The 21,344-nt window shown below is 67.0% G+C and carries 27 protein-coding genes and 1 tRNA gene; 14 read left to right on the top strand and 14 right to left on the bottom strand.

Features of this window, described 5'->3' with window-relative positions; genetic code table 11:
* Positions 1–336: 336 nt before the first annotated feature.
* The gene (locus AC3IF3_RS23085) at positions 337–2,004 is read right to left on the bottom strand and encodes an ATP-binding protein (protein WP_489230479.1); all 1,668 of its coding nucleotides are present in this window, start codon (positions 2,002–2,004) and stop codon (positions 337–339) included.
* A 106-nt stretch (positions 2,005–2,110) separates the two neighbouring features.
* Between AC3IF3_RS23085 and AC3IF3_RS23080 the strand changes: the two genes are divergently transcribed.
* On the top strand, positions 2,111–2,356 hold the full coding sequence (locus AC3IF3_RS23080; RefSeq protein WP_489230478.1) for a hypothetical protein: 246 nt from the start codon (positions 2,111–2,113) through the stop codon (positions 2,354–2,356).
* 1,211 nt (positions 2,357–3,567) lie between these two features.
* Here the strand turns inward: AC3IF3_RS23080 and AC3IF3_RS23075 are convergent.
* Together AC3IF3_RS23075 and AC3IF3_RS23070 are read right to left on the bottom strand one after the other, a co-directional pair.
* Entirely contained in the window at positions 3,568–4,356 is a 789-nt protein-coding gene (locus AC3IF3_RS23075) for a hypothetical protein (protein WP_489230477.1), read from the bottom strand.
* Positions 4,353–5,336, bottom strand: coding sequence for an endonuclease domain-containing protein (locus AC3IF3_RS23070; protein WP_489230476.1), 984 nt, complete (start codon positions 5,334–5,336; stop codon positions 4,353–4,355). The genes AC3IF3_RS23075 and AC3IF3_RS23070 overlap by 4 nt, the downstream gene beginning before the upstream one ends.
* 234 nt (positions 5,337–5,570) lie before the next feature.
* Here AC3IF3_RS23070 and AC3IF3_RS23065 point away from each other — a divergent pair.
* The 6 genes from AC3IF3_RS23065 to AC3IF3_RS23040 all read left to right on the top strand — a co-directional run bounded on the left by AC3IF3_RS23065 (position 5,571) and on the right by AC3IF3_RS23040 (position 8,689).
* Positions 5,571–5,647, top strand: a tRNA-Arg gene (locus tag AC3IF3_RS23065).
* 124 nt (positions 5,648–5,771) lie between these two features.
* Positions 5,772–6,518, top strand: coding sequence for a transporter substrate-binding domain-containing protein (locus tag AC3IF3_RS23060; protein ID WP_489230475.1), 747 nt, complete (start codon positions 5,772–5,774; stop codon positions 6,516–6,518).
* A 61-nt stretch (positions 6,519–6,579) separates the two neighbouring features.
* Positions 6,580–6,804, top strand: coding sequence for an Asp23/Gls24 family envelope stress response protein (locus tag AC3IF3_RS23055; RefSeq protein WP_489230474.1), 225 nt, complete (start codon positions 6,580–6,582; stop codon positions 6,802–6,804).
* A 164-nt stretch (positions 6,805–6,968) separates the two neighbouring features.
* The gene (locus tag AC3IF3_RS23050) at positions 6,969–7,367 is read left to right on the top strand and encodes a hypothetical protein (protein ID WP_489230472.1); all 399 of its coding nucleotides are present in this window, start codon (positions 6,969–6,971) and stop codon (positions 7,365–7,367) included.
* Positions 7,357–7,857, top strand: coding sequence for a hypothetical protein (locus AC3IF3_RS23045; RefSeq protein WP_489230471.1), 501 nt, complete (start codon positions 7,357–7,359; stop codon positions 7,855–7,857). Before AC3IF3_RS23050 ends, AC3IF3_RS23045 begins: the two co-directional genes overlap by 11 nt.
* Positions 7,858–8,425: 568 nt before the next feature.
* Positions 8,426–8,689 carry a hypothetical protein gene (locus AC3IF3_RS23040; protein ID WP_489230470.1) on the top strand — a complete coding sequence of 88 codons (264 nt, stop codon included), beginning with the start codon at positions 8,426–8,428 and terminating at the stop codon, positions 8,687–8,689.
* A 44-nt stretch (positions 8,690–8,733) separates the two neighbouring features.
* Here the strand turns inward: AC3IF3_RS23040 and AC3IF3_RS23035 are convergent, their stop codons facing one another.
* On the bottom strand, positions 8,734–9,057 hold the full coding sequence (locus AC3IF3_RS23035) for a DUF3761 domain-containing protein (protein WP_489230469.1): 324 nt from the start codon (positions 9,055–9,057) through the stop codon (positions 8,734–8,736).
* 610 nt (positions 9,058–9,667) lie between these two features.
* Here AC3IF3_RS23035 and AC3IF3_RS23030 point away from each other — a divergent pair.
* Positions 9,668–10,051: a phospholipase A2 family protein gene (locus tag AC3IF3_RS23030; RefSeq protein WP_489230468.1), complete on the top strand. Its 384-nt coding sequence runs from the start codon at positions 9,668–9,670 to the stop codon at positions 10,049–10,051.
* Positions 10,052–10,583: 532 nt separating this feature from the next.
* Here AC3IF3_RS23030 and AC3IF3_RS23025 read toward each other — a convergent pair.
* Positions 10,584–10,847: a GNAT family N-acetyltransferase gene (locus tag AC3IF3_RS23025; RefSeq protein ID WP_489230467.1), complete on the bottom strand. Its 264-nt coding sequence runs from the start codon at positions 10,845–10,847 to the stop codon at positions 10,584–10,586.
* A gap of 765 nt (positions 10,848–11,612) precedes the next feature.
* Between AC3IF3_RS23025 and AC3IF3_RS23020 the strand changes: the two genes are divergently transcribed.
* The gene (locus tag AC3IF3_RS23020; protein ID WP_489230466.1) at positions 11,613–12,737 is read left to right on the top strand and encodes a branched-chain amino acid ABC transporter substrate-binding protein; all 1,125 of its coding nucleotides are present in this window, start codon (positions 11,613–11,615) and stop codon (positions 12,735–12,737) included.
* Between the two features lie 148 nt (positions 12,738–12,885).
* On the opposite strand, the gene AC3IF3_RS23015 is transcribed toward AC3IF3_RS23020, so the two are convergent.
* The 3 genes from AC3IF3_RS23015 to AC3IF3_RS23005 are packed head-to-tail and all read right to left on the bottom strand — an operon-like array spanning position 12,886 to position 13,831.
* Positions 12,886–13,149 carry a hypothetical protein gene (locus AC3IF3_RS23015; protein ID WP_489230465.1) on the bottom strand — a complete coding sequence of 88 codons (264 nt, stop codon included), beginning with the start codon at positions 13,147–13,149 and terminating at the stop codon, positions 12,886–12,888.
* Positions 13,146–13,415, bottom strand: a complete 270-nt coding sequence (locus tag AC3IF3_RS23010; RefSeq protein WP_489230464.1) for a hypothetical protein — start codon at positions 13,413–13,415, stop codon at positions 13,146–13,148. The genes AC3IF3_RS23015 and AC3IF3_RS23010 overlap by 4 nt, the downstream gene beginning before the upstream one ends.
* Complete coding sequence (locus tag AC3IF3_RS23005; protein WP_489230463.1) at positions 13,412–13,831, bottom strand: DUF5681 domain-containing protein; 420 nt, start codon at positions 13,829–13,831, stop codon at positions 13,412–13,414. Before AC3IF3_RS23005 ends, AC3IF3_RS23010 begins: the two co-directional genes overlap by 4 nt.
* 180 nt (positions 13,832–14,011) lie before the next feature.
* Here AC3IF3_RS23005 and AC3IF3_RS23000 point away from each other — a divergent pair, with 180 nt between their 5' ends.
* The 3 genes from AC3IF3_RS23000 to AC3IF3_RS22990 all read left to right on the top strand — a co-directional run bounded on the left by AC3IF3_RS23000 (position 14,012) and on the right by AC3IF3_RS22990 (position 15,596).
* A complete protein-coding gene (locus AC3IF3_RS23000; protein WP_489230462.1) occupies positions 14,012–14,221 on the top strand; it encodes a hypothetical protein in 210 nt (69 codons plus the stop codon).
* Between the two features lie 12 nt (positions 14,222–14,233).
* On the top strand, positions 14,234–14,437 hold the full coding sequence (locus tag AC3IF3_RS22995) for a hypothetical protein (RefSeq protein ID WP_489230460.1): 204 nt from the start codon (positions 14,234–14,236) through the stop codon (positions 14,435–14,437).
* Positions 14,438–15,101: 664 nt separating this feature from the next.
* Positions 15,102–15,596, top strand: coding sequence for a hypothetical protein (locus AC3IF3_RS22990; protein ID WP_489230459.1), 495 nt, complete (start codon positions 15,102–15,104; stop codon positions 15,594–15,596).
* Positions 15,597–15,703: 107 nt separating this feature from the next.
* Here AC3IF3_RS22990 and AC3IF3_RS22985 read toward each other — a convergent pair whose 3' ends face one another.
* A complete protein-coding gene (locus AC3IF3_RS22985; RefSeq protein ID WP_489230458.1) occupies positions 15,704–16,090 on the bottom strand; it encodes a hypothetical protein in 387 nt (128 codons plus the stop codon).
* Between the two features lie 134 nt (positions 16,091–16,224).
* Between AC3IF3_RS22985 and AC3IF3_RS22980 the strand changes: the two genes are divergently transcribed.
* Both AC3IF3_RS22980 and AC3IF3_RS22975 read left to right on the top strand, forming a co-directional pair.
* Positions 16,225–16,536, top strand: a complete 312-nt coding sequence (locus tag AC3IF3_RS22980; RefSeq protein WP_489230457.1) for a GCG_CRPN prefix-to-repeats domain-containing protein — start codon at positions 16,225–16,227, stop codon at positions 16,534–16,536.
* A gap of 146 nt (positions 16,537–16,682) precedes the next feature.
* A complete protein-coding gene (locus AC3IF3_RS22975) occupies positions 16,683–17,348 on the top strand; it encodes a metal ABC transporter permease (RefSeq protein ID WP_489231356.1) in 666 nt (221 codons plus the stop codon).
* 502 nt (positions 17,349–17,850) lie between these two features.
* Here AC3IF3_RS22975 and AC3IF3_RS22970 read toward each other — a convergent pair.
* The 5 genes from AC3IF3_RS22970 to AC3IF3_RS22950 are packed head-to-tail and all read right to left on the bottom strand — an operon-like array spanning position 17,851 to position 21,194.
* Complete coding sequence (locus AC3IF3_RS22970) at positions 17,851–19,269, bottom strand: primase-helicase family protein (protein WP_489230456.1); 1,419 nt, start codon at positions 19,267–19,269, stop codon at positions 17,851–17,853.
* Complete coding sequence (locus AC3IF3_RS22965) at positions 19,266–20,174, bottom strand: DUF7146 domain-containing protein (protein ID WP_489230455.1); 909 nt, start codon at positions 20,172–20,174, stop codon at positions 19,266–19,268. The genes AC3IF3_RS22970 and AC3IF3_RS22965 overlap by 4 nt, the downstream gene beginning before the upstream one ends.
* The gene (locus AC3IF3_RS22960) at positions 20,171–20,641 is read right to left on the bottom strand and encodes a hypothetical protein (RefSeq protein WP_489230454.1); all 471 of its coding nucleotides are present in this window, start codon (positions 20,639–20,641) and stop codon (positions 20,171–20,173) included. The genes AC3IF3_RS22965 and AC3IF3_RS22960 overlap by 4 nt, the downstream gene beginning before the upstream one ends.
* Complete coding sequence (locus tag AC3IF3_RS22955) at positions 20,638–20,955, bottom strand: hypothetical protein (protein ID WP_489230453.1); 318 nt, start codon at positions 20,953–20,955, stop codon at positions 20,638–20,640. Before AC3IF3_RS22955 ends, AC3IF3_RS22960 begins: the two co-directional genes overlap by 4 nt.
* Positions 20,952–21,194, bottom strand: a complete 243-nt coding sequence (locus tag AC3IF3_RS22950; protein ID WP_489230452.1) for a hypothetical protein — start codon at positions 21,192–21,194, stop codon at positions 20,952–20,954. The genes AC3IF3_RS22955 and AC3IF3_RS22950 overlap by 4 nt, the downstream gene beginning before the upstream one ends.
* Positions 21,195–21,344: the final 150 nt, after the last annotated feature.

The following is a 21,344-nucleotide window of genomic DNA, read 5'->3' as shown; positions in this document are numbered from 1 at the left end:
GACCTGGAAGAGCGAGTTCGGCGGTCATGACGAGATCTGCGGGGCCGAGGGATAGACTTTCAGCCACTCGAACGTCATGGGCTGCTTCCTCCGGACGGGCGCAGGATTCTAATCTGCGGGATGGGATCAGCTTCAAGGGAGAACCATGACATCCGTATTACAGGCCGCGGCGCCGACGATCCTCTATCCGGACCAGTGCGGAACCTTCGCGGCGTGCACCTCGGGCCTGTCCAGATCTGGACAGGCCCGAGGCCGGTGCGTGGTGATGGCCGGGCCGGTTGTCCCTGCGGCGGCGCGTGCCCTGGAGCATCATCCCGAGAACGGCCGCCGGGGCGGTCAGGCGTCCCGGGTCCGGGGGGCCGCCACGGCCGAAAGCCGGGCCTGACGCACCACCTCCTCGGGCGTGGGCGGGTTGGCCGGGTGGTAGGACAGGCAGAGCGGCGTGCGCAGCCGGGCCGGACGCCCCGACCCCTCGGTGGCGAAGTAGAACTCCCCGGCCCCGAGCTTGCCGATATCGGCGGCGGTGCCGCCATTGGCCGCGAGGATCTCCTGGGCGGCCGCGATGGTGGCCGGCGCGCTCTGCCGGCCGAAGAACTGGGTGGTGCAGTTGGAGACGACTTGGTTGTGGATGCCGCGGGGCACCTGCGTCGCCACGATCATCCCGAGCCCGTACTTGCGGCCCTGCGCGACGAGCTTGATGCCGCTGCCGAGGCTCGGCGACGCCCGCTGGGCGGGCAGGAAGGTCTGCGCCTCGTCGACCACGTAGAGCATGCCGCGGGGCGACGGGTTCTTCTTGATCCAGCCGAACAGCGTCATCTGGAGCCGGTTCACGAAATCCTCCCGGGCCGCCTCCGAGGCCAGCCCCGACAGGTTGATAACCGAGATGCGGGTGCGCGCCGGGTCGGGGCCGAAGAACAGGTGGCGCGGATCGAGCACCGTGCCCTCGACCTTGAGCAGCGGGTTCGTGGCGATCGCCGCGCGGAGCTGGTCCGCCATGCCGGCCGCGTGCTTGGCGGCGTTGCCGATGTCGCTGATCCCGTCCGGCAAATCGGCCAGCAGGGCGATGAGATCGCCGAGTTTGCCGCCGCGCTCCGAAAAGTGCTTGAGCGCCCCCGCGAGCACGCCGCGCAGGAGATTGGTCTTGGCGCCGGCCAGCGGCCCGAGGGTCTCGGCCGCCATCTCGATGGCCTGCTGGCGCTCGTCCCGGTCCGCGCCCAACTCGGCGAAGTCGGGCAGGACTGAGAGGAACAGCGGGTTGCCGGCATGCACCCCCGGCGTCCAGACCACGACCTCGACCCGCCCGGCATAGAGGGCCGCCTTGCGCTCGTCCTCCGGGGAAAACCCCTTCGGCCGCTCCGGCCACGGGTCGCCGAGCCGCGAGAGATCGTTGTTGGGATCGATCACGATGGCGGGGATTCCCGCCAGGGCGGCCTCCTCCACGAGGCGGCGCAGGAGCACGGTCTTGCCGGAGCCCGAACCCGCGATGATCGCCGTGTGGCGGGGCAGCAGGCGCAGCGGCAGGCTGACGGCGGGCGCATCGGGGGTGAGCCGATGGCCGACCGGGATCGCGTCCGGGGCGGTCGCGGGCGCCGGCTCCTCCACCTCCACCTCCACCTGCGCCGGCGGCGAGCCGGGCTTGTCCGCGGGGGTCGGCCCGGACTCGGCTTTCGGCGCGGTTCTGGGGGCGGCCTCCGGAGCGGCCTTGGCGGCGGCGGGGCGGTCCCCCGGTCCTTCGGCATCCGATCGTGCGTCCGGCGCGGCCGGGCTCGCCCCGCCGCCCGCGTGGTCGAGGCCCGCCGCCTGGAAGAAGGCGGTCTTCACCAGCGGCTGCTCGGCGCGGATCCAGCGCTCGAACCGGTCGGAGACGCCCTCCGCCTGGGCCCAGGCGTGCAGGTCGCGCAGGCCGACGAAGACGCGCAGATCCGCGTCCGAGGGGTCGATCGCCCGGCCCCCGGCCGCCGTGAACGCCTCGACGAGCTGCTTCGTCTTGGCTCCGCCCGGCATCGGCCCGCGGCGGACCAGCAGCAGGTCCCGGTCGGGGGATCCGGGCCGAGATGCCGGAGGCCGTCAGCGCCGCCCGCAGGCGCGCCTGGAACGCGATGGCGTTCTGGTGCTGGAGCGCCCGGTAGCAGACGTGCCGCTCGCGGTCGTTCTCATCGTGGTGGATGAAGATCAGCCGTCCGTGGAGCGGCGGGATCCTCTGGTCGGGCTCGCCCTTGCTGGCGACGTCGAGGGTGTCGTCGGGCTCGTCCTCCAGGGCGTAGAGATCGAAGACGTCGCGCAGCAGCTGGCCGAGCCAAGCGTCCTCGTCGCCGCGGATGCCCGCGATGTCGGCTGCCTTGGCGGCGACGGGTAGGTCGAATTCGGTGGGGGGGTTCGACGTCGGGGGTGACGCAACGACCACGCCGAGGTCGTCGCACTCGGTGACCGCCCCCTCCGCGAGGCAGCGGCGGCGGAAGGCGTCGCAGCGCATCAGCAGGGTCCGGGGCATCATGTTGGCCGCCGCCGCCGCCGCGATGGCGGGCTCGCCGAACGGCCAAGTCGGGGACTTGGCCTTGAACCCGGCCTCCGCGTAGGCCGGGGCCAGCCGGCCGGCTACCAGCGCGGCGGCGGCGGCCCGCTCGTTCATGCCCAGCAGACCCATCGGCTCCGCGAAACGGTCCGGCATCGGCGTGAGGCTGCGCGCGCTGAGGCGCTCCCAGGATTCCTCCAGGCAGGTCACCACCGTCATGCTGCGGTCGCAGACGACATTGACCTCGAGCAGGCCCGCGGCCAGCACCTCGGCGAGGCCGGCCTCCGCGTCGAGCCCGTCCTGGGCGGCGAGCCGGCTGCTCTCGATGATCCCGTCGATCTGGTCGACCGCGACGATCGTCGGCCCGCTGAGCGCCATGATCCAGCACATGCCGCGCACGAGCTCGACCGGGGCCGGCGGCGGCGTCTTGAAACCCAGGGCGGCCCGCTCCGTAGGATCCGCGTCGTAGCCCTGCAGCCAGGCATGGGCGAGGCCGACCACGCCGAAATCCTGCGAGCGCAGCAGGCACAGCGCCCGGAACACGTCGAGGTGCTTGAGCGCGCGGCCGGCATCGACCCGCATCAGCGCCGTGACCAGGACGTCGACGATCCGACGGGCATCGATGTTCGGGGTGTTGAACGCGGCCTCGACCTGCGTCTCGACGCCGAAGCGACGGGCTACGCCCGCCAGCACCGCATCCGATTGGCGCCGCCCGTCCGGCATCGTCTGCAGCAGGGCGGTGACGAAGCTCAGGGCGGCGCTGCGCCAGAAATCCGTCAGGCCGAGGACGTCGAGGGGTACGAACCACGCCCCCGTGCGCCACGCCTCCTGCCGGATCTGCCCGATCAGGTGCGTCTTGCCGACCCCGGCCGGGCCCACGAAGACGCGGCCCAGCGCCCGGTCGGCGGGCTTGCGAGCCTTGGCCTGGAGGCCGGCAATGAGGTCCGGGACGAGCCGCTCGTTCGGGCTGCCGGTGGGTGGGGTATCGACCCAGATGCTGTCGAGGGTGCGGACCCAGTCGAAATCGACCCGGCGCAGGGCGTCGAGGGCATCGGTCATGATTGGATCCGGAGGATGTGGAAGGGCTCGCCCGCGGGGCTGAACGCCGCGTCGCGCTCGGCATCATCGAGCGACCGGGGATCGCTGAACTGGCTCAGCCGTGCGGTCCTGTCGCCGCTTGAGATCGCCAGGAGACCCGCATCGACCGTCGCGCGGTCGAGGTCGGCGAGCTCGGCGCGCAGCGCGCTCAGGCGCACGGGCCGGGCCCGCTCGCCGCCCGTCAGCGCCAGATAGGCCGCCTCGATCCGGGCGCGGAGCTGCTTCGGGCCGGGCGGTTTCTTGGGACTTTGCGCTTTCGTGGGACTGGGTGTTTTTTTGGGACTTGGCGATTTCTTGGGACTTGGCGCTTTCTTGGGGCTGGGTGTTTTCTTGGGAGTTGCCGTCTTCGGCGGCTTCGACGCCTTCGGGTCTTTGGCGGACTTGACCGCGGGGGCCCGCGCCGTTGCGGGTGGCGGCGCGTCGGGAACGGGTCCGATAAGGTCCGCGAGGGGGCGCCCGGTTGCCGCGAGATCGGCCGCGATTCGTCCCAACCAATCCTGCAGCACCCGGAAGGCCGGCGGCAGGGCTGCGTCCAGATGGCCCCCCGCCCAGTTCCAGCCCCTGTCGGTGACGGTCAGCCGCAGCGCGCGCCCCTGCGTCTCCACCGTGATATAGCGCCCCGCGATCAGCGCCTCCCGGTCGGCCTTCCTGACCTCCGGCACGAGCGTGCCCTGCAGGGCGGTTCCGCCCCGGCCGAGGAGGCACCACAGGAGCAGGGCCTGCTGCGGCGTCGGCGACTCACTCATCGGCTCATCTCGTCCTGCGCGCCGGGCCCGAGGCGGATCACGGCGCGGATCTTCTCGATCGCCAGGGGAAGGTCGGCCGTGACCTGATCGTTGGTCAAGCGCAGAACCCGGTAGCCCGCGGTCAGCAACTCGTAGTCCCGGTGGCGGTCGTTGCCGAACTTGGGCTCGGCCCGGTGCTCGGGGCCGTCGAGTTCCACGACCACGCGGCGCGTGCGGCACAGCAGGTCGACCCGCGGCCGCACCCCCGAGGCGCCCACCGGAACCAGGGCGTTGCAGACGAACAGGCCCGCGAGTTCAGGATCTTGATCCAGCGCCGCCGCGACCCGGCGCTCGATCGCGCTCGCCGGGAGCCCGCCGGCCGGCGGGATGAAGCGCTCCGCCGCCGGGCGGTCCTCCGCGGCGAAGGTGCGGGCGCCGTAGAGGATCCGGTCGTAGGGCGCCGTCTCGGGCGGCTCCGCGGCGAGGGTGGCCACCACCGCGGCCCCATGCCGGCCGCACCATTCCAGGGCCTCGATCGTCGGGCGGGCGCGGGCCGCCGAGGCCGGATCGATCTCCCAGATCAGGACGATTCCGGCGGGGTCGATCGCCCGCGCGAGGCGGAGGAGTTCGTGATCCTGCCCCAGCGTCCGGAAGCGCGGCCTCAGGCCGAGGCGGGCGCGCTTCGACGCCGCCTTCAGCCACGGATCGGCGGTGACCGGGGCAAGGGACGCGTCGCCGCCGTGCCAGTGCGGCCAGCGGTCGAGGGCCAGCTCGGCCAGGGCCTCGAGGATCCGGTCGATGAGCGCCGTGGCGGTGGACCGGTCCGCGCCCTCGACCAGTAGCGCGCCGCGGTCGCTGCCCTCCCGCACGAGGGTGGCGAGGGTGGCGCGGCCGATGCCCAGGACGACGAGGCGCTCGCCCGGCCCGAGGCCGGCGATGCGCCGGGCCACGTCGTCCGCCGTGATCCGCGGCCGCGCCGCAGTGCCGTGCTGGAGGGTCAAGGGCAAACCGAGGCCGTGCTGCCGGCGCGCCGTCGGCGCCTGCACGCCCTGCCGCCGTTTATCGGACCGTTTCAGCACAGCCGGGCGCCTCTGGCTACGGCCACCACATCTTCTGGTTGTCGCATCAGGGCAGAGAACAGGCCCGCCCCCGCCGCAGCCGCTCCGGTGACGAAGAGCGGCGGATCGGCGCCGTTGCGCTGGCCGTGCGGTTGGGTTAGGACACCGGCGCGGCTAGCACCCGTAGCTCAGCTGGATAGAGCGTTGCCCTCCGAAGGCAAAGGTCACACGTTCGAATCGTGTCGGGTGCGCCAATCATTTGAATGACTTAAAGGGCGGTGCCCTGTGGTCGGGAATTGGCTGCGGAAGCACTGCGGAAGCAGGCGGCTCGAACCTCTCACCTGTTCGCTCCTCGCCGCGGCCGCCCTCCTCGCCAGCATGACGATCTCAAGCGAAGCTCAGGATGCGGTTGTAAAGACCGAGCTCGCCCCGACCGGCGCGCTCAGGGTCGGCCTGATTGAGGCCCCCTCCCCCGGCCTCATCTTCGTCAGTCGCGCCGCTGACGGGAAGCCCGAGGGCGTCACGGCCGACCTGAGTGCCGACCTAGCCGTGAAGGCTGGGTTGCCGCTCGCCGTGACCCTGTTCCCGAATTCGGGAGCCGCGGCCGCGGCGCTCCAGGCCGCGACGATCGACGTAAGCTTCATGCCGGTCGATGCGACCAGGCGGCAGATGCTCGAGTTCGGGCCAGGGTACTACGATCTGGAAAGTACCTACCTAGCCAGCGCCGCCTCGGGCATCGTCGACGTCGCGCAGGTCGACCAGCCGGGCGTCCGCGTCCTGGCGATCGCGGGCACCACGACGTTCCGCGCCTCCGCCCGCACTCTGACGCACACGCAGCCCGTGGCGGTCCCGACCGTGGCCGAGGCCGTGGAGCGGATGCGCGCCGGCCAGGCGGAAGCCTTCGCCCTGTCGCGCGATACGCTGCGGCCGGTCGTCCAGCAGGTCCCGGGCTCGCGGATCGTCACGGGCGGCTTCCAGCGGACGCAGGTGGCTGTTGCGCTGCCGAAGGGGCGGCCCGGCGCCCTTGCCTATGTGACCGATTGGTTGGATGGAGCCAAAAAGACCGGCTTCGTCCGGCGCGTCTTCGATGCCCGCGGCTTCCGTGGTGATCCGGTCGCGCCATGAGCAACTGGCTCTTCAGTCAAGGAGACTTGCGGCACCGCGCGGTGCGAGAAGAGGCCTGCTGATGCCGATTCCCACCGTGATCCTGTTTGGCTTCGCTCTAATCGGTACCATCGTGATGGCCGTCGGTTGGTCGCAGGATCCGGGCGCACCGACGCCCTGGGAATGGTTCGTCGCCAAGATGACCGAGGGCGGCGTCTGGACGGGGCTATTCCTGTCTCTGCTGGCCGTCGGCTACTTCGCTTGGCGAAGCGATCGGCCTAGCAGGAAGCACAAGGGACCGAACTGACAGCCGCCGGCTTCATCTTCATCGAGGAGAACGGCGAGGGGCGGGGGGGGGGCTGGGGAAAGCTGCGGTTGATGCCGATTGACAAACTTAGCCTAGGGTAGCATTTCGCCACGCAACTGGGCCGCAGAAGAGGAGCCCACCGGCTCGCCTCTCGGTCTTATCGAATGAAGCGCAACCGCTTTTTCCTCGGCGGTTTACGAGGCACGCTTCTGCAGCTGATTGGGGCGATGGCCCTGTTCAAGGCGCTGATCTCAGGGGTCGGCGATGTGGTGTCTCAGGCCGCGGAGACGTGGCGGAACCTGCGAAGTTCCGATGACGTTGGCGCCTTGTTCAGTGACCTACGGTCGCTTGGCGCTTGGGCTGCTGACACCCTATCTGTCTGGAACTTGGTCGAGGTTGCGCTAGCAATCCTCGCGATTTTGGTTACGAATTGGCTACGCGTTTTGTTGTATGTGAAGCCCCGTCGAGCCTTCGAGGAGGCAGTGGCAAAGCGGGTTAAGGACAGGCTTCCGGGTACGAGAAAATTGAGGCAGCGCAAGAAGGACGATCAGAATGTCCGTTGAACTCATCCTGTGGTCCTGCGCCCTCGTTTTCGCATATGCTGTGATCGCCAATCGCCTTCTGCGCTTCTCGCAGCCCCTGAAACTGCGCGCAATCGAGATTGCTGGCGAACTCGCTCGCGATCCGCGCTTGTCGAATGAGCGGAAGCTGGAAATTCAGCGCATTATCCCCCTGATCTCGACTCGACGCCTTGCCTGGATGTTCACGGTCGGTGTCAGCGTCACGTTCCTGATGATCCTCCTGCGTGGCAGCCGGCATGAAGGCCCGACAACTGGCGTGCCTGCCGAGCTTCGTAAGCAGTGGTCGACCATGATCACACTCACCATGCTCAGCGCTGTTGCGAACAGTCCTATGGCCGCCCTTCTGTTTGGAATTCAGGTTATGGGGGTCACCTTCTTCGTCTCCTTCGGTAAGCTGGCTGATGTCCTACTGCTTCGCTCAGCGGAGCGCATATCAGGGAATGCTTGCGCCGTCGGTCCCAAGATCGCCTGACTCCTCGCCGCCCTCGCTCTCATCGTCGCTGCCGGTGGGGCGCAGGCTCAGAGCGGGGCCTGACCTCGCAGCCGTCGATTGGTACACTGCCTGGCGATGCACAAGCTCCCGCCTGCCAGCCTGTACCGCCTCCGCCTGCTTTCTGAGACTGGTGCACGCTTCTATCCGGTGACCGCCTACATGCGTCGCTTGGAGGTGCTCGGCCTTGTAGCTGCCACTGGGCGGACGGATCTCGAGAAGGACAGCGCCGAGTACCAGATCACCGATGCGGGTAGGGCCGAGCTGGACGAGCGCTATGGGCCAGCTTCGCTAAAACCCGGCCGAAGCTGAAGCTACTTCGCCTTCGCAATTTGCGGCCTATGGTTCTGTACGCTCGGCCTAGTCCCGATTTGATCATGGGGCGGAGGAGCGTCCGATTTCACCAGCATGTGAGCCGAGCCGATACGCAACGCGGCTCGGGAGCTGTATGGCAAAAGGCAATTGCCCGATTGTGCCAACGCTGGGTAGGTGGCCGTCCCGGGTCGGGACCATGGGGGCAGTTCGTTGTGGGGCAGCCAGGAGCATCGGCATGGATGACGAGGACCGCGACTACCAGCATTCCGACCTGTCCGGGGCCTTCACCCGCGACGACATCGACGTCGACGTCGAGATCTACCGCTTCGCCGGCACACAGGACCGCTGGCAGCTTAAGGTCGTCGCCCTCGGCGGTGGCTGCACACGGTGGGCGCAGACCTTCGAGACTGAGGCGGAAGCCTACGCGGCGTTCCTCGCGATGGTCGAGGCGGACGGTCTCGACACCTTCACTCGCGCACGGCCAGCTGGGCGACACTGACCGCACGAAAAAGCCCGCCTGCGGCGAGCCGGGCGGGCTGATGGCTACTGACAACAGTTCTCGCTGGCCGATATCCAGCAGCTGACGCCGTGATGATGTGAGCAGGTTCCTTGCCGATGCTGGCTGAAACTCCAGTCGCCATCACCGCAGCGGGCGGTGGCGTCCGGTGGCTTTTTGCACCTGCCGCCCTCCTTTGGCGCCTCGCGCTCAGGTACCGGGATGATGCAGCCGTCACTGTTGGGATAGTGAGGTCGACCACGGGCCTCATCGTCGGTGAACACCGGACACGCGCCGCGAGCTGAAGCATGATCGAGCGACCCTAACAGCCCCGCGCCGAGTAGTGCGAACGCGATCAGTCTGACCTTCATCTCGTGCCCCGGTAGTGTTCTGTTCGGGCTCCACGGTGGCGATGATTTTGGCCAACGAAAAGCCCCGCGCGGTTAGGCCGGCGGGGCTTCGTTGCAGCAACTGCGAATGATGCAGTGTCTCAGCGCCGCGACCCTCGCCTCTGGACCCAGGTCATCGAGGGCCGCCGCATACGATGGCGCCGCATCATCCGCACTGGGGCAACCATGCTGGACGTCGCCGAAATGCCGGTGACAGGTCCGGCGGGCACAGCAGCTGCCGGCAGAGAGAGAATGGCTAGGCCGGCTGCAGCGAGCGACGCGAGTGCTAAGATGCGCATGGAGTTTCTCCGGGCCTCAGCGCAGGAGGTGCGCATCAGACCGAGAGGAAGCGTTGGCGCATCCCATTGGTTCAACTGCTCCCGTCCGCCTTCGCCATCTACCGCCCGTCGTCTTGCATGGGATCGCGGATGAGGTTGGTGAACGGATCTGATGTCAGCGACGCGGGTGGGGCGTCATTTGAATAGGGGTAGTGCTCTGGAGCACACCGCGAAATGACGTCTGGTGATTAACCACATCTCGCACCTGCAGCGCCGATGGGACTATGCGGCGGAGGTGCTGGAGGGTCTCTATCATGTTGACTCGCACCGTCGTCAGCCTCGCCGCCCCCGTCTTCCTCATCGCCTGCTGGGCTGCTCCGTCCTTGGCACAGCCGGCCGCCAATGGCGGGCCGAAACTACTCATCCACGGCAACTACTGCGGCCCGGGCAACAATGCTCCGCTGCCGCCAATCGACGCTCTCGATGCGGCATGCGCCCGACACGACGCCTGCACGCCGGATGTCGGTCTGCCTTCGAAGGCATGCAATCTCCGGCTGGAGCGTGACGCAGAGGCAGTCGCCCGCGATCCGCACCAGCCGGACGATGTCCGCGCCTTGGCTGGCTTCGTAGCCTCTTTCGCGGCATCCAATCCGTCCAGCGGGACTTTGACGGTACTCCCCGCGAGATTAGCTCGTTGATGCACTGGCGTTTCAGCCTCCGTCCGCCTGCGGCCATCGTCAAAGAAAAAGCCCCGCGCGGCGGTGCCGGCGGGGCTGAAGGTCGGTCTGGGAGGACTAGGTGACGCCTGGCAAGCGGCGGGCCAGCTATGGCGGATTCTAAGGAGCGATCCGGGTGGGAAACCTCAGTCCGCCTGCCGCATCTGCGCTCCGTTCCGCTGGTCAAACGATCGGACGCCGGTTGTTCCGCCAAGCTGCCACCGACGCGCTGCGGGCCTCGAAGGCTTAGCGTAGTGCGTGCCAGGTTCGCCTTGGCGCTCCGCATTAAAGCCGTGGAGTAGAACCGCTCCGGGGCCGAACGTGCGTTGCATCTCCGCGCGCCAGATTCGGTCTGTGATAGCGAGGGCGCTCTCGTCTGGGTAGGCGGCGTGATCCATAGAGGGCCGCTTTGGCTCCCCTTTCCGCAGCACCAACGCTGCCAGATGTGCCAAGCTTTATTCTGACACCCTGCCGAAGCCGGGGTGGCCGAGCGGGAACTTGGCTTAGGCGCTACTCAAGCAAGCAGACCGCGATGCGCGCTATGCCCGTGCAGCCAAGCCCGAGCGTAATCGCACAGAGGAACGAGCCGCTCGCCCCGTGACCGGACGTGGGCCGCTACGCTTTCCATGAGCCGATCAGCCGCCCCCATGCCGCGCAGGACCGGTGGCGCATAGACGTAGGTGATGACGATCTGGCCGGGCTCGCGACTGTAGCTTGCGAACGCAATCTGGTCGCCGACATGCAGTTCGAACCGGCTCTGCTCGGGGTTGTCGCGCATCGTATCTGTCATGCCGCCTTCAGGCATCGCTCGGCCTCGATCAAGGGACACGTCATGCACGAGGGCCTTCGGATCCGAGGCTACGATGCATCGGTGCGGCCCCCCAAGGGTCACTTGGGAAGCCCAATGGTTGAATTCGAGGTAGGGCTGCTGATGCGGGCCGGATCCCGTGAGGACGTGGTTCGGCCCTGTGCCGTTCGGCATTCGAGCCGGAGCGACGGATGCGATGTAGCGCGTGGTCGTGACGACGGGACGGTGGCGAGTGCTGAGCAACCAGGGAGCGAACGCCTTCAAGGGTTACTCGGGGAGCGGGTTTTTATAGGGGGCGGCTAAGTCAGGAGCATGCCGATGGTAATCCGTGTTGAGGTGTGGGGCGAGACGATCGCCCTCACCGTGCATTGACAATCAAAATCGATCTGGATCGCTTATGGCGAATACAGGGGGGAAACGCTACGAAGGCAAAAGCAGAAGTGCCAGCACAGCGGCTACCATTTGGCGCGAACAGGCCCGCTACTTCTCGGGTCAACTAGGGCTGCGCCTCGGCCGGCAGTGAGTTTCTACCTACGCCCGCCACGATCCGCTGCTGGGCTGCACTAACTTGTCGCCGCTCAGCCGCCAGTCGGCTTGGGGAGCGCCTCCGGGGCGGCGCCCGGCCGGACGCGGTCGAGGAGCTGCCCAACCGGCAGATAACCACCCCGTGGGCGTCGGCCGAAATCTTGCAGTGGCGCAAGCCTTTGCCTCTGGGCGATGGATTGCGAGAACGTCATGAGAGTATCGATCCCGACCGCCTTCATCCTCGGCCTGCTGACAGCCGGTGCCGCGCAGGCGGCCGAGGTCAAACTTGGTATCGCCGCGCCGATCACTGGGCCCAATGCGGCCATCGGTGCACAGTTCAAGAACGGTGCGAGCCAAGCCGCGGAGGACATCAGCAAATCTGACCAGATCAAGGGCACGACCTTCACGGTCTCGGTCGGCGATGACGCTTCCGATCCAAAGCAGGGCGTGTCGGTGGCCAACAAGTTCGCCAGCGACGGCGTCAAGATGGTCGTCGGCGACAACAGCTCCGGCGTCTCGATTCCGGCCTCCGACGTCTATCTCGACGCCGGCATCATCCAGGTCACACCGTCCTCCACGAACGTGAAGTTCACCGAGCGCGGCATGTGGAACACGTTCCGCACCTGCGGCCGCGACGACCAGCAGGGCGCGGTGGCCGGCGCATATCTGGCCGATCACTTCAAGGGCAAAAAGATCGCCTTTGTCCATGACAAGACCCCCTACGGCAAGGGCTTGGCCGACGAGACCCTGAAGGCGCTCAAGGCCAAGGCCGGCAGGGACGTGATGTACGAGGGTATCAACCCGGGCGAGAAGGATTATTCCGCGCTCGTCTCCAAGTTGAAGTCGGCCGACATCGATATCGTCTATTACGGCGGCTACTACACCGAGGCTGGGCTGATCCTGCGCCAGATGCGCGACCAGGGCCTGAAAGCGCCGATGATGGGCGGCGACGGCATGGTCGACAAGGAACTCGTCGCCATCGCTGGGCCGGCTGCCGAGGGCACGCTGACCACCTTCCCGCCGGACGCCCGCAAGAACCCGAACGCAAAGGGGGCGGTTGCAGCGTTCAAAGCTAAGGGCATCGATCCCGAGGGCTACACGCTCTACTCCTACGCGGCCGTGCAGGTGCTGGCGAAGGCAATGGCTGAGACCAACTCCAGCGACGGCAAGAAGCTCGCGGACTGGCTCCACCGAGGCAAGCCGATCGAGACCGTCGTCGGCACGATCAGCTACGACAAGAAGGGCGACATCACACAGCCGGCCTACATCATGTACGAGTGGAAGAGGGGTACCGACGGTAAGATCGATTACACCGGCCACGAACTGACGCAGTGAAGCCCGAACCTCGCATCAGTGCTCGGTGACGAACTGGGCCGCCCACTCCTCCGCGGTCAACTCCGAGCTGTTGAGATACAGCACGCCGTTGCTGACCGGCGCCCGGCCCTGGACCGTCCAGCGCTGGTAGTCCGTGAAGGCGGCCGCTCTACTGCGCCGCTTTCTGCTGCTGCTGGGCCTGCCAGTCCGCGATGAACGCCTCGATCTGGCCGGCGAGGTCCTTGTCGGCAGGCATCGGCGACTCGCGCAGGTTCGTAACCATCGCGCCGAAGGACGGCCACTCGGTCGCCATCTCGTTCAGGCCGAGCACGATTTGGCGGTCGAGGTCCGCGTCGGATATGCGCGCCAGCCCGCTGAATCGAGAGCTTGCTTCCAGCTTGGCGATCTTCGCCTCGATCTCTTTGATCCTCATGATAGCCGCGCCCTCAGATCCCGGTAGTACGTCGCCACGTCGTGGTCACACGATCGGATCCGAGCGATGAGCCTGCGCTGCTCCGGATCCTCGGCCGTGTCCCATTCGTCCATCAGTTCGTCGATACCGCCGGCCTCGGTCGCCAGCTTGTGCAGATGGTCGAACAGCACCCGCTCGACCTGTTCGTAGGACAGGTGGTCGAACCGGCCGGTGCCGCGCTTCGCCTCCAGTCGCGCAAGGCGGGTCTCGATCTCTCGGATCCTCATGCGCCCTGTCCCTCCAGTGCGGCGAGGCGCCGATGCAGATCTGCGGCCGTGATCGCCTCAATGTGAGCGCTTACTGCTTTGCCGACGTCGGCGGCCTCAGAAGGGGTGATCTCGCCGGAGGACACGGCGCGCAGCAGGGCGGCCGTCGCCTTCGGCAGATCCTCGGCGGTCTCGATCGTAGGCAGGTCGAACGTGATGGAGCGGTCCCGGCGCGGCGACAGCAGGCGGTCGAGGCACAGCTTCATCGCGCCGCCGTCGCCTTCAAGGGCAAGCTCGATCGCCTTGCGGGATAGCTTCTCGGCCTCGCCCTCGAAGATCGCCTCCAGGGCCAGCGTGGAGCGGTTGCGCGAGCCGCGGGGGCGGCCGGCGGGATTGCCGGACTGGCCGGGCTCAAAATGGGTGTCCTCGCTCGGCATGGCGCAACGTCCGGTCGGGGTGGTCCTGTAAACAACAGGGCAAAAACAGAAGGATGATAGATAGCACTGGCTATGGAATTTCACGATAGGTGTTCGTGATTCTGTCGTGTCATGGCTCGAGGTGAAGAGCGGATACCGATGGCATCGGTCCTCGTTGGTCCCTGACACGGAGAGCGTCCGATGTCCGACGAACCGAAGAGCACGAACACAGAGGATCTCGCCAACAGCGAGTACGACGCCGAGCGCCGGGCTCGGGTGGGTACCGAGCAACGGTCCGTTCCTCCGATCAGTCCCAAAGCACCATCAGGCCCGGCACAGCGTCCAGATGTCGGCTTGGCACAGAAGGGGACTGACGAGGAAGCGGTGGCGAAGCGCGAGACCGAGATTTGAGAGGGCTGCCACATGGCTGATGAACCGATCGACACCCAGGCCCAGCGGATGCCCCAGGGCAAGCCGCCGAGCGAAGGGCTGGCAAATACGCCGCAGGACACCGCTACCGGCGCGATCAAGCCGCAGGACGGCCCGATGGAGCGGCCAGGCACAGAGAAGGAGGAGGCCGTTCAGGGCGGCACGAGCCTCGGGGCGAAGCGCGACAGATCAAAGTGAAAACTGGATGGCCTGCCCTATGCCTGGGGTCGCTAAAATCTCACGTCGGTGCAGGCTCCAGGATGACCGGTGATATCGTCCCCCAAACTCGCGGCTGGCAGGCAGCCATAGCAACAGCACGAGAGGCAGAGCCGCCGATCCTGCGGGTCAGCGGTGAAATCGAACTCGGCAATACGAACGAGCGACCGCTGCTCAGTTTCTCGGAGCCACAAGGCACTGATCCCAAGGTCATGAACTTGGACGTGGAGGTCGTCATCGACGGGCCGAGCGAACTGGCGATGCGCTGGGCACCAGTCGAGTTTCAGTGTCCGGTGCCGGAAGCGCCGCCGACAGGCGTCCGGCTGCTCTGGATGGGCGTTGAAATTGCCCGATTATGGCCTTGTGTTGAACCCGGCTCGCGTCGTCGCGAACCTTGCTGGTGGCGGCTGAGACAAGCGTCATCTGCCGGACGGCTTCGACGCCGGCGTTGTAGGCGGCTTCCTCGCGCGGCGTCATGGTCTCGCCTTCCCACCGGGGCCGGGCAACAGGTTGGCCCACACAGCTCGCAGGACCGCGGTGCGGGCGTCGGCGCGGTCGGGATCGGCCTCTCATAGTGAGATTCTAGCAGTTGGCTGCGGCTTTGCATTGCACTCCCCATCATACCGTGATGGCGAGGAAGCGAACGATGCGTTCGATCTTGGCTGTGATGTTGGCGATGTTCGCACCGGGTGCGGTCCAAGCCGCCTGCGCCCTGATGCCGATTCCGGAGACGGCAACCGCGCTCCGGACCTCCTTCGATTCCCGTATGCAGCAGCTCGGCATCGGAGAGTGGGCTTCTGGCGTCGAGACGCCACAAGGGACGATGTACAGTTCGAAGGCGACTCGAGTTCAGTTCTTCACCAAAGATACGGGCGGTCTGATCGCGGAAACAGGCCTCATCTTGCCCGCCGAGGGGACGGCGGCCGATGTCGCACGCATGGACGCCGCGGCGACCTTTCTCGCTGCGTACATCTCCGGAGCGACCGAAGGCGACCTGCAGACACGCGTAGGGCGTGCGATCGCGGATACCCGCAAGAACGGCACGATCCAGGCCGTGCGCGAGGGCAACACAGTCCTGATGCTCTCCAGTCCGGAGCCGGGTGCCGTGACTCTGGTGGCCGGGCAAATGCGTTGCCAATGAAGTCGGCATCGGCGTCGTAGTGGCATGACGCTGACGTCCCTCATGGTGGCTCGTCCTTGAGCTGCGGATCTGGCCGGAGCGGCGTAGCTCGCAGGATGTGACAGCGGTCATTCGATGGGATGACGCTCGACCTCGTCTTGAGGTGGGCATGCTCGAGCCGCGAAGCGCCGCACCTTGCGGGCCTTGGCATCCATGCCGGGGCTGATGCCGGAGTCTCGCAGGCGGCCCCACTCCATCTTGTACGCCTCGGCCGCAGCAGTGGCGGTGAGGCTGTTCTGGATCAGGATTTCACGCCGCAGCGGCCCGTCGTCGTCATGGTTGCGCAGGGCGCGCAGTAGGTTCGCCTGGACCAACTCAAGGTCGTTGGTGGCGTTGGTGAACAACGGCGCCTTATCTCCCAGTTCGACGGGAGCGCGCTCGATCGCGTCGAGGGATATCCGGGCCGGCTCGTCGGGGAGGCCGCCCATGGTCACGCCTTCATCGATCACCAGCACGGCCGAAGCAACGCGTGAACGGCCAAGCCGTCAGATTCATGAACGAGCGGCCCAGAACTGGTTCAGCGTGCCCGGCTCATTCTCCTGGCATCCGGTCCGGCACGCTCGGTCCGACGGTTTCAGGAGGTCGTGTCATGGTGTGCTCCAAGATGCTCGGGCTGGCTGCGGTGATCGCGGCAGGAATGGCGACCGCATCGACGGCAAATGCCGCTCCGTTCGGATACGGCCCGCCTGACGGTGGCGTGCTGATCGAGCGTGTGGCCGGCGGGTGTGGGCCAGGCTTCCACCCAAACCCGTGGGGACACTGCCGTCCGAACGATCGTGGGTGGGGCTATGGTGGCCCCCGTGGCTACTACGGCGACAGACCTGGGTACGGGTATGGCCGGGGCTACGATCGGGGCTACGGCGGCTACGATGGCCCCCGACGGTTCTACGGCGGCTACTGATCCCAGCAACGGGCCATGACCCTGAGGAGCATGGCCCGTCATCTCACCGGGGAATAGGTGGGCGTCGGATGAAAGGCGGCGGACCGGCTGAGATCCCGCGCTACATCCTCTTGGATCGAATTCAGGAGGCTCGCGTGAAGCTGATCATGGTACCGGCCGTCGTTGGCCTGCTGACGCTGCCGGGCGCAGTTCTGGCCGCTCCAACGCCCGAGCGCATCAGGGGAACCGTTGAGGCAGTCGACGCCGGTTCGATGACCGTCCGGACGACTGACGGCATCACCGCCAACATCGCGCTGACCAAAGACACCAAGGTCGTCGCGGTCAGCAAATCAAGCCTCAGCGCCATCACGGACGGCACCTTCGTTGGCACCGCCACGAAGGGCGACAATCCTCCGCAGGCTCTGGAGGTGCATATCTTCCCCGAGTCCATGCGCGGGACCGGTGAAGGGCACCGTGACTGGGACACGATCCCCGACACCCTGGCCGGCGGCGGTCGGACGAAGAGCGCGATGACCAACGGCACGGTGAAGGCCGCCGCTCCAGCGCCCAGAGTGAAGAGCGCTATGACCAACGGCACGGTGTCCAAGGGTACCGCTGCCAACGGCGAGCAGATGCTCACGCTGACCTACGACAACGGCCAGTCGAAGACGGTGGCGGTATCCCCGCAGACGCCGATCGTGGCTTACGAGCCTACCGATCAGTCCGCCATCCGCTCTGGCGCGAAGGTCTTCGTCACCGCCGAGCGGGACGGAGACAAACTCAAAGCGATCCGTACCGCGGTAGGCAAGGACGGCGTCACGCCGCCGATGTAGGTGGCAGCGGCTGGCGGCGAGCCAATCGCGAGTGCGGCACGCGGGCTCCAACGCGTCCGGATCCGTCTCGGCCTGGGCGAGAAGCCTGCACAGATCCGCGCCGCAAGGGTCGATCAGAAGGCGAGCGGTCTGCCGGAGCGATCGAAGGCGCGCGCGCCGCTCAGTCTCGTCCAGGTTGGGGCGGAACGGTCCCCGGGCGTCGGCGGCGAGGATCATAATCGACGGTCCCTGTGCCTGGTGGGGCCGCGAGAGTGGAACATGGTGGAACAGTCCGGCACGCGCTAAGCGACTGTTCCCGTTGCCTTGTTCCGCTGTTCCTCTTGTTCCTCTTTAGAAGATAAAAGGAAGCCGACCGCACTCGCGGGCCGTATGCGCGCCCGTGCGATTTTCCCGGCGGACATCATCACTGGAACGCCACATGCGGAACAGTGGAACATGCCCTATAAAATCAATGACTTGCGCTGATCCGGCTCTGGCCGGATGCGGATCGGAGCGGAACACTTCAGTCCGGCTCCTGCCATTCGCGAAGTTCCGGATCATTCCAGCGCCAGCCGGGATACCGGGCTTCCCACTCATGCCGGAGCTGTTCCAGAGGCGGGAATTCCCACCCGCGGCGCCGCATCACCTTCTTAGCGTTGGAGCACCCGTGCTTCTTCAGGTAGGCGCCGAGCAGGTGGTCGCTCCAGAGCTTGAGCCTGGGCGAGATTTCGCGGGCCTGATCGTAGAGCCCGCGCTTCCTGACGGTCTTGGTGCCGAAAGTGGTGCTGACCTCCTCCTCGTAAGAATTGGAGACAGCCCATTCGGGCCCGCGATCAGAGGCGCCCCACAGTTTGCCGGATTGTAGCAGCTCGACCCACCACGAGTCTTCGGGGCGTAGGCTCTGACTCTGCTGCTCCAGAAGGCCAGCGGTCTTTGGGATCCGGCGCGGGTGCCAGTCGCCGAGGTCGTGAGCCAGCATGTCGTACAGCATAGCGGCGAGGCCGCCGTTCGCGATCTCGGCGTAGAGCGGCCGGAACCAAGTCTCGTCCTGCATGTGGTCAGCCGAGACAGTGAACACCGCATACCGGCGCTCATCCTCACCGGCCGGCACGATCCAGTCCTCGTTCGAGGCCATGATGATGTGCAGCATGTTCGCGACCGTGATGCCGTCGCGGCCCTTGGCCTCTATGAATAGGTCCGGCTCGGTCACGAGGCGCTTCAGCGAGCCTTCCGCGCCCTTGTCGCCGGGCCAATAAGCCTCATCAGCGAACAGCAGGCAGGCATCGCGCAGGTGGCCGTTGAACCGTCCTGCCAGGTGCTCGGCGCTGCTGATGTGCGTCCCGTGCTGGCCGAAGATTTGGCAAAGCGCGTTCCCGAGCGTGCCCTTGCCAGTACCCTTCTTGCCCTTGAACACGAGGGCAGCCTGTGCCCGCTCGGCCGGGTGCTGGACCGCCCAGGCAACCCACTTAAAGATGTAGTTGGCTGCAGCCACGTCGTTGTCGGCCAACACCTCCTTGATGTGCCGGTACATTCGGGGCCATAGACCCTTCTTCGGTTCGATCCCCCAGCCACGCCAGAGATTCAGCCGCCCGTCGACCTCTTGGCCGACGCCGGGCTGGAAGGTGACGCCTTCGTACTGCCGGCGATCAGGATGCTTGAGCCACCAGTGCCCGAGCGGGATCTTCTTGTCCTCGCCGATCCGCACGGTGCGGTTGAGGTGGAAGTTCCGGAAATCCTCGAACGGAAGGTACGTCGCCACCTCGCGGGTATGCCCCTTCTGCCGGTGCGGCTCGAAGGTGAGGACGCGGGTTTTCCCGCCCTCACGCACGACGCAGTACTTCTCGTTCAGGGCGTCGAGATCATCGCCGTCGGGTTTCGGCGGCGGGCTGTTTGCGGCAGTGAACGGACGCTCCTTGGCGTAGTCGGAAGCTGGCCGCATCATGCCACCTCGCGCAGAGCGTCGTTGAGGTCTTTTCCGACGGTGGGCAGCACTACTGATACAGCGCGCCCGGCGCGGATCCAGCGATGGCCGCAGTCGGACACGGCATTGGCGCTGGCAGTATCGCGCTCCTCCAACAGGATGAGGCGCTGCACCCCGTCGAGGACCGGCAGGCGACCCATCGCGCCGGCGCTCCCCATGGCCCAAACGCCAGGGCCGTAGCCGAGCTGCTTGGCCGACAAGGCGCTCTCGATGCCCTCGCCGATCGCCACCGTCTCGGCGGCCGGGGTCAGCATGATCGCGGTGCCCGCAGCCGGACCGAGCATCTTGCGGTCGATCTTCTGCCCGTCGGGGGTCAGGGCGGTCCGGTGTACGGCCCGCACCTCGCCGGTGAGCACGTCCGACATGGCTGCAACCATCATCGGCGACCTATCGAGGCCCCACGGTCCGCGCGGGTGGTAGCGCAGGGCCGAACCGGCTACTTCGTCGGTCAGTTCGAGCCCGCGGCTGCGCAGGTACGTCTCGGCCGGTGTGCCGCGCGGGTCTCGCGCCTCATTCCAAAGCGCGACGGCACGTTGCTGTCGTTGTAGGATCTGAGCGCGCTCAGCCTCCTCGGCCTGACGGCGCATGACCCGGCGGTTCATCTCCTCTGCCGGGCTGGGGCGACGGTCGTGGCTCCGGAAGTCCTGGCGCTCGCCGAGGATCTCCAACGCCCGGTCCTTGGCGGCGATGTGGTCGGCCTCGAACCCGTTGTGGACGTAGGCGAGCAGGTTGCCCGGCGCCCCATACTTCTCGGTGTAGGACGTGCCGCGGTCCGCTGCAGAGTGGCCGATGGTGGGGCACGTCAGGGTGTTGCCGGTCAGGGTGCCGCCGAGCGCGGCTTTCAGCATGTAGAGACGGACGCTCAAGCCGCACCTCCAAAATGCGAGGACGGGTCATCGAAGGTCGCGCCGAGGCGCTGCGCGGCGTCGCGGGCCAATGACACAGCCTCTGCGAGCGAGGCGGCCGCGCCGACAGAGCCGACGGAGTCGCTGGAGGCTGACCAATGGTCGACGCGCCAGCGCCTGTCGGCTTGCCGGTCCAGCCAGATCGAGATTTCGCCTCGGCAGCGTCGGCGCGGCACCGACTGATCCAGCATGACCGCAAGCGGCCCGCTGAGCACCGAGACCGGGATACCTTGGTGCTGGGCGGAGTAGGCCCGCGCGTCTTGGAGCGCGTGTTCCCTGTCCTGCGTGCGCTCCAGAGCGACGTAGCGGCCGCAGGGCAGGAGCAGCCAGGCGATCCACATGCCCGCGGTCGGGCATACGATTACCTCGACGGCGATCGGCGTGCGCTGGGTGGACATGGGCGAGGGGAAGGCGACGACGTTGCTCATGCCGCGTCGCCTCCATCGCTCATGATGTCGCCGTGCCGGATGTCTGGATCGTCCTCCAAGCTGCCGTCGCTCAGGGAGCCGTAGGCGACTTCCGTCCAGTCCGGCTTGGCGTCGGGGAGCCGCCGCAGGCCGGCAGCCTCCTGGCGCACAACTTCGGCGCGGGCCTCGTCCAAGGACTCGAACGAGATGCGCCGGCGCAGGCGGTCGGCGGCGTACAGTTCGCAGCACCACCGGCTGAAATCGAAGCCGAGCCGCACGCTGTCGGGCTCGGGGCGGTAGGCCCGCAGCCGTGGGAATTGCAGGACGGTCGTCATCGGCCATGCCCATCAGCAGCACGGCGCATAGCCTCGACGGCCTGGCTGGCGGTCAGGAGCGCCGCACTGGCGCACCGGAGGGCGTAGGTCAGCCCGCGCCGGTCGCCGATCATGGCGAAGGCGGTCGCGGTCTCGCTGTAGGTGCGGGCAATTTCCGCGGCCTCGGCTGCAGCCTCAAACGCCAGGGCGAGGGGCGCGCCGTCTCCGGCGTACGAGGATGTGGTGAGAGCGGCGTTCATATCCGCCGCTCCGGGACCGAGTACGCCAGGGCGCCGATAACCGCAGCGAGCTCTGGACTGCGGACACGGCCGAGCACCGTGCGGGTACGGAGCTCCTCTACAGGTATAAGATCAGGAGGAGATGTCGGAACCAGACGTCGGAGGTTCCGA

This window comes from Methylobacterium sp. J-118 (assembly GCF_057836565.1).
Note: the sequence above shows the minus strand (reverse complement) of the source record. Positions and strands in the feature narration are given on the sequence as shown.